We start from the raw sequence: 7,005 nt of genomic DNA, 5'->3' as shown, positions 1-7,005 counted from the left end.
TTGAAAGCGGCACCCTGACGGTCCAGGCGGCAGGTGAGCAGCCCTCCCCGGAGCAGCCATCGCCAGGGCAGCCCTCACCGGAGCAGCCCTCGCCGGAGCAGCCCTCCCCGGAGCAGCCATCACCGGAGCAACCCTCCCCGGAGCAACCCTCACCGGAGCAGCCATCACCAGAGCAACCCTCACCGGAGCAGCCAACATCTGAGTTGCCTGTGACCAATGAGGCCAGCCTGTTCGTCATCAATGCTCCTGTGACCCCGGATTCGGGACTCTCGGAAGGCGATGACCGGGCACCGGAACTCGGCGCACTGAATGAGGCCGAAAGCGCCTCTGAAACGACAGAGCAGGATGAAGCCGACGGCGACCTTGAGGACTGCGCCATAGGACAAGACTGCGATAGGCGCCCCGTGGCGCAACCTGTTGAGTAATTTACGGGTCGCCTGCCTCGGTGTGCAGGCTCGGCTCCATCATAACAAGATCAGCATAAAGGGTATTCAGATGACTAAGAAAAAATCCTGCTCGGGCCTGCGGGCAAAGCTTCTCATGTCGGGAGTTGCATCGGCGGCGCTGGCAGGTGCTTCATATGGTCAGGCGCAGGGGACTTCGCCAAGCCAACAGCCTCCAGGCGAAGTCGCCGGCGAGATGCAGAGCGATACTGTCCTTTCATTGCCGCAAGTGCGGGGCCTGATGGCGCCTCCAGGCGCTGAAAACTCCCGGTTCGTTGTAGGTGGAATTGTATTGGAGGGCGGACAGCCAGAGCTAAACGCCCGCGCGCTAGAGGCCGCCCCAAAGTCCGGCGCGACCGTAACGGTTGCTGACCTTTTCGAGTTTGCGGGTCACGTGCAACAGCTTTACTTCGAAGCAGGCTACCCACTCGTACGCGTTGCTGTACCGGCCCAGGATATTCAGCTGAATGGAGGTGATGTTCGCCTCCTGATTGTCGATGGCTATATTGATCACATCGATTCAAGTGCTCTGCCGGACAAGGTTGCGCGCCAAGTTGAGAAGATGCTTTCGCCACTGGTTGGGGAGCAAATGGTGACAGCCGATGAATTAGAGCGCCGTATTCTGCTCGCTGGCGATACCAAGGGCCTCAGGCTGCGAACAGCTCTGACGCCAGGCGCAGAGATCGGGGCAACAACTCTTGTGGTTACCGGTGAGCACCAAGCGCTGAATGCCGTGGTGTCAATCGACAACCGCGTCATTGAAGATGTCGGACGTGAACAGATTACCTTCTCTGCAGCGGCCAACTCAGTGCTCGGGGCCGGCGAGCAAGTCGTCGTGACAGCTGCAACTGCGCTCGATGATCCGGGCTTCGGCTCAACGGCTTTGCGGAGTTATCTCGGTGTTTCGGCCAGCGCTCCTGTGGGTGTGGATGGCTGGTCAGTTGGATTTCAGGCGCTGCAGGCAAGCAATGCGCCAGACCCTGTTGAGGCAGGCGTTCAGTTCAAAAGCGATTTTTTCCGTACCGGCATCAATGCGTCGTATGCACTGGAGCGTACGCGCAAAAAATCTACCACAGTGTCGCTGGGCTTCGATGCGTCTTTTGAAGAACAGAATGTGGAGCTGCTGGCAAACGAAGTGCCGCTATTTTCAGACCGCACGCGCGCGGTTAGGGCTGGATTGTCTGGTTACCGTTCTCTTTCCAGCCCAGGCACGCTGAGCTATGATGTGCAGTTCTCACAAGGGATAGATGGGCTCGGTGCGCGCGGAGCCTCAGAAGCATCAGTCTTGCGACCCTTGTCACGAGAAGGGGCGGATGCAGACTTCACGAAGCTGAACATCGGCGCAACGGCCCTAAAGAAAGTTAGTGAGCAATTGTGGGTGCGGGCGACCGTGAAAGCACAATCCAGCTTCAACGAGCCACTACTGCGATCCGAGCAGACCTCGTTCGTGTCAGCAGACCTCGTATCGGGACCGCCTTCAGGACTAGTGACGGGGGATAGGATGGTCGCTGGAAGGTTTGAAGCACAGTCAAACGTCCGGGTGAATGATTTGTTTAACGTGCAGCCCTATGCCGCCGTCGCCGCAGGGGAGTCCCATCTCGAGCAAGTAAGCCAACTGGAGCGCGCTCATAGCGGCGCCGCAAGCGCAGGCCTGGGACTCAGAAGTCAGTTGCAGTTGACGGACCGTGCGCTGATGAATCTGCAATTGGAGTGGGCTAGCATTCAGTCAAAGGATGAACGTCTTGACCGGGACTGGCTTGGCTTTTCAGTCGCACTACGGAGATAGCTGAGTATCGGAGGAAGGGAGGCGCTGATCAGCCTCTGCGAGTCCATGAAACAGCAGCCCGGAATTCGGCCAGTGACAAGGGTTTTGTCAGGACAATCTCAATTCCAGCTAAGCGATATTCTTCCAGATCTTTGGCGGAAAAGCTTGCTGTAATTGCAACAAATGGCGTTTCGATGCCATTTTGCCTTGCTTCGGTCAGCAGGCCAATTCCCGTGCCGTCACTTAAATTCATATCAGTCAGCACAATGTCGAAGACTTCATGCGAGAGTAGTTCCAAGGCATCATCGTAACCCGCGGCCGCTTTAACTGTGTGGCCGTCACGTTCGAGTTCCTCTTTCAAAAAATGCCGATTAAACGCATGATCCTCTACCAGTAGCACTGAAGCGGTTCCTGCGAGTAGTGTGCGTGAGGTGTGGAATTCTGTTTGTGGAACAGCGTGTGTCTCAGAAAAGGGGAGTTCAAACCAGAAAACGGCACCTCCCTTATCAGCATTTCTGACGCCAATATCTCCTCCAAGCAGAGTGGCAATTTGCTTGGATATGGCCAAGCCTAGGCCAACGCTATGGCTATCGGACGTGTCCCTTCCTTCCCCTCTTTGAAACGGTTCAAAGATGAGTTCGCGCTTGTCATCAGGTATGCCAGGACCATTGTCAGATACTTCTACATGGAGAGTTTTGGCATCGAGGCTCGCGTCAGCAAAGACGTGTATTGCTCCCTCTGTGGAGTACGTCACTGCATTTGAGAGTAGATTCAGCAGTAATTGACGGAGGAGCAGCGGGTCGCAGTCAAACGACTGGGGAACTGAGTCGCTAACCTCAATGTTTATGGACAGAGATTTGCTCTCGATCTGTGGCAAGAGCGTATCTCTTACATTTTCCATATGCTCACGGAGATTGACGGGCGAATATCGAGTCTTGAACCGACCGTCGCTGTAACGGGTATAGTCGAGTGAATTATTGAAGAGTGCCAGAAGGTGGAGAGTCGCCGCCTCCACGGCAATGAACTCATCACTGAACTTTGATACCTCAGGTTTCCGGAGCAGGCGTTGGGATGCCATTACGAGTGTTGTTAAAGGCGTTCGGTATTCGTGGCTTACATTCGCCAGGAAATCACGTTGCGCTCTAGCTGCTCTAAGAGCCCATTCTTTTTCGGCTTCTGCCTGTGCGGATGCGAGACGAACCTGTCTATCTGCCGCGCTTAAAACAGATGGGATCACGAGGAGATGCAGTAGCATGATCGAGATGACAAAATATTCGACCACGTTAAGCAACTCGTCGCGTCTGGTCAGGGGGAGTTCTGCCAAAGGAGCTGGCTGCCATAGGAAACACAGCAAAGTGGCAAGCCCCACGGAGACAAAAGTTGCAATTCTGAAGCCAAGACGTTCGGGTCTAATGAGTATCAAGTGGCTGCCCAATACTACCGCGCTAAACACGATCAGATGGTGTTCTGAGGCGAACATGGCATGGAAAAGCAGGGGCATTGAGAAGGCTGACGCCAAAAACAAGGTCGGAATACGATCCGTTCGGCGAGCGCGTTTCACTAGGGGAACAATAGCGCCACTGAATCCCCAGATTCCTGCTATCAGAAAGAATGGAAGCAAACTATCGCTATAGAGGAACCCCAATCCAATGGACATGACGGTCATGAAAAGGCCAAGCCAGATTGCCATGAAATTGACGGCGACGTGGAAGATGTCCATTTCTTCTGGCTGGCTATAGGATCGAACAATCCGTTTTGATAACTGCGTCATCCAGCGACGTGCGGCCGCAAGCGGGTTAATTGCTGGGGGCAGCATAGCTTTTAAATACATGTTAGATGCACTTCGTCTGCGGTTTCAGTTCGAGACGCATTCTGGCGGATCGGGCCCCTTTAACCTATCACACTGGTTATATTTGTTGAGTCGCATATTCGTTTGGTCTCCACCAAAGCTAATGGTGGTTTGCCTGCTCAGAGCGCGGCACCCAAATTGACTTATTGCAAACGATGCGAGGGCTTGAGGCCGTCAATTTGACCATGCGCCTCGGTACTATGATTTCTAGTCTTTGAGCCGACGATGCGTCGATTTCGAATCATATGCCGACACAAGTGCGAAGGCGCTGTTTAAATGCAGCATTGCAGAAGAGGAATCCAATGAAAGTAATGCGTGTTCAAAAGATCTCATTGCTTCGGTCAAGTCTGTTGCCCCGAGTAGAAGGGCGGCCCCAATGACGGCGTGAGATTTTGTCTTTGCTGACGTATATGCACCGATTTTCACGTCATCGGAAATTGCTTTCAGGATAGGCAGATTGGTATCATGAAAGAGCTGATAATATTTGGATAGTGGCATAAAAGGAAGCCTGATTCATGAAGCCATTCTAGTTTCTGGCGCTCATGGTGACCCGGTGTGGTCAAAATACAGCCCAAAACGCCAAAGGTGCTGCTAATAAATGAATCGAGTTTTGGCAACTGCCAAGGGCGAAACTTCCTTGAAAATAAACATACAATGCCCTGCGCAAAAACGTGGGAACATTCTGTCTAGTGATAAATGGTCTGGCCGTTCCGGTATGAAGGAGCACGCAGGTCCTTACGCCTGTTAGGGCACAAATAACCCATTTTTACTCGGATTTACTGATGCCTTTTAGATTAGCTAAGTCTGGAGCAAGGGCGGCAAAGAGTTCCGTGTTCAGATGCGACAGATAGGTCCGCGTTGCCTCTAGGCCGCATGCAGTCAACACAATATATATTCTTCTTGAATCCTCAGTATCAGGAAGGCGTGCGGCAAGGCCGGCATCTATTAGGCCTTCCAGGCGGCGAAGCGCGCTCGTGGCAGATGTGCCAGCATTGGCGCACAGTGCAGAGACGTATAGCTTTGTTTTGTTGGCATGCGCTTGGTATAGGTCCAAGAGCATCCACCACGCTGCGTCGTCAATCTTGTAATCGCGGACAAGATTTCTGCGCCGTTCCCTCATGCGGAACGAAGCTTTGATTAGTCGCAAATCCACCTGTTGATTTCGGGATGAAGACTCCTCTGCAGCGGATGCGATATCCGGAGATGACATCGTAATGTCGCGGTAGGATGCCTGTTGATTATATCTGTTCATTCTATGGCACAACGCTTTTTTCTGAGTATATGCGCGAACGGCGCACGGTCTTGATCGGTTCAAGATCACAGGATTGGCTGTGCATGTGTACGGATCTTTTGGCTATTCTCGTAAATCTTTTGGTCACTGGAGTGCTCGAAAGTTAGATCTTTTGAGCATTAGGGCGTGCTAATGGCATGGTCGCGTGAAAACCCATTTATTGCTTGAGCTTGTGCCGGTGCGATTGAGGTGCTTTGGGGCTGCGGTTATTTAGAAATTCTGGCTTCACGTGTTACTTTACAACAGCAGGCTGCACGATCGCCGCTGTCTTGAAGCCGAGTGTACTGAACCGGGTTTGCCAACGGAGAAAAGCTTACCGGAGACGAGGTTGCATCAATATCTTTTGATCTCCATTCGGAGGTGTTTGAACTTGGCCGGTTCGTATCTGCCAAATATTTGTAGAATTCGTATTGCGTATAATAGAGAACGCTATCATTCTATTATTGGGGGAAGGAAATGAGTAGCCACCGCGTGTTTTCTGAGGGGAATGGAGGAGGGGCCAGCAAGGCGGAGCCCGAATGGAGGGACTTTTTGATGCGCAGTGGCGAACATAGCGCTCAAAGGGGAGTATCAACAATATTGATTGCGGATGATCATCCGTTTGTGTTGGAATTCCTGGCCGACTTCTGCAAAGGAAAATGGCCGGATGCCAAGGTGGAGAAGGCCACCAATTTCAACGAAGTTCTGACTGCGCTTGACCGTGTTAATCCTCAAATCGTCATAATGGATTTTGTGATGCCTGAGGGGTCAGCGCTCGATGCTGTAGCTGAGATAGTCCAGAGGCTTCCAGACGCCAAAGTCATTTTCTTTTCTGGCATGATGTCCGATGAAGATGCGATCAGAGCCCTGCAATCCGGAGCGGCTGGCTATATTTCAAAAGAAGAAGGCGTTGCTGTTATTGATCGGGTTGCAGATTTGATTGAAATGGGTGGAACATATGCGCCAGTTTCAATTATCAAAGGAGCCTTGGGATCAGACCCATCAGGCTCTGCTTCCAGTAAAGAATTAAATGAGTTGTCGGCCAGTCTATCCAGTAGCGACCGAGAGTTGCTCCGTCTAATTGTCAGCGGACAATCAAATAAGATTATTGCCTCAAACTTGGGTATTTCGATTGCCGCAGTGAAGCAGATGGCACGCGGTGTATTTAAGAAGCTTAATGTGACGAATCGCACCCAGGCCGCTGTCGTGGCTCTGAAGCTCGGTATCAGCACTTTGAATTTAGATGAGTGAGCACGGTGAATGCTAAGTAGACCGTTTAGCGGATGCCTGTCTAAGTGAAAATCTGTTAGAAGGCATTTGTTCTACATAAAATACTCCGTCTTGAAGCGACTTATGAAAACTAAATACTGTGGCCAGTACTGAAAAATATGCTGCGTAGACAGATTTTCGGTGGATGTGATCCAGAGTGGAGTCATCTGTTGGTGAGCTTTTAACCCGCTGCACAATTCTCAAATGCAATGCTCAGGATCGTTGCGCATATTCATGTGCATTTGCGATATTAGCAACTGATGTGAGGAATGTATGAGATCGTATTGTGAATACTCCGCCGGCGTATGGCCGAGTTTCGAAATTGCGCATAGGTTCCGGCTGAACCAGGCGAGATGAAGTTTCGTATTCAGGCTGCAGACCGAGTGACCCGATTGTGGGGCTGGCGAAC

At 51.9% G+C, this 7,005-nt stretch carries 6 protein-coding genes; 3 read left to right on the top strand and 3 right to left on the bottom strand.

Translation table 11 applies throughout. The features are described from left to right. The coding region (locus HY29_RS19695) for a hypothetical protein (protein WP_241765181.1) at nt 1-425 on the top strand (425 nt) is incomplete at its 5' end. Nucleotides 426-495: 70 nt separating this feature from the next. Further along, entirely contained in the window at nt 496-2,229 is a 1,734-nt protein-coding gene (locus HY29_RS10105) for a ShlB/FhaC/HecB family hemolysin secretion/activation protein (RefSeq protein WP_034796465.1), read from the top strand. A 28-nt stretch (nt 2,230-2,257) separates the two neighbouring features. Here the strand turns inward: HY29_RS10105 and HY29_RS10100 are convergent, their stop codons facing one another. The 3 genes from HY29_RS10100 to HY29_RS18490 all read right to left on the bottom strand — a co-directional run bounded on the left by HY29_RS10100 (nt 2,258) and on the right by HY29_RS18490 (nt 5,309). Beyond that, nucleotides 2,258-4,039 carry an ATP-binding protein gene (locus HY29_RS10100; RefSeq protein ID WP_081811331.1) on the bottom strand — a complete coding sequence of 594 codons (1,782 nt, stop codon included), beginning with the start codon at nt 4,037-4,039 and terminating at the stop codon, nt 2,258-2,260. Between the two features lie 225 nt (nt 4,040-4,264). Then, complete coding sequence (locus HY29_RS10095) at nt 4,265-4,555, bottom strand: hypothetical protein (protein WP_034796461.1); 291 nt, start codon at nt 4,553-4,555, stop codon at nt 4,265-4,267. A 268-nt stretch (nt 4,556-4,823) separates the two neighbouring features. Then, nucleotides 4,824-5,309: a MarR family winged helix-turn-helix transcriptional regulator gene (locus tag HY29_RS18490; RefSeq protein ID WP_051601400.1), complete on the bottom strand. Its 486-nt coding sequence runs from the start codon at nt 5,307-5,309 to the stop codon at nt 4,824-4,826. Between the two features lie 495 nt (nt 5,310-5,804). Here HY29_RS18490 and HY29_RS10085 point away from each other — a divergent pair, with 495 nt between their 5' ends. After that, nucleotides 5,805-6,578, top strand: a complete 774-nt coding sequence (locus HY29_RS10085) for a response regulator transcription factor (protein ID WP_081811330.1) — start codon at nt 5,805-5,807, stop codon at nt 6,576-6,578. The last annotated feature ends 427 nt before the right edge of the window (nt 6,579-7,005 follow it).

The sequence above is a fragment of the Hyphomonas beringensis genome, from assembly GCF_000682755.1.
GTDB lineage: Bacteria > Pseudomonadota > Alphaproteobacteria > Caulobacterales > Hyphomonadaceae > Hyphomonas > Hyphomonas beringensis.
This window is presented reverse-complemented; position numbering and strand designations above follow the sequence as displayed.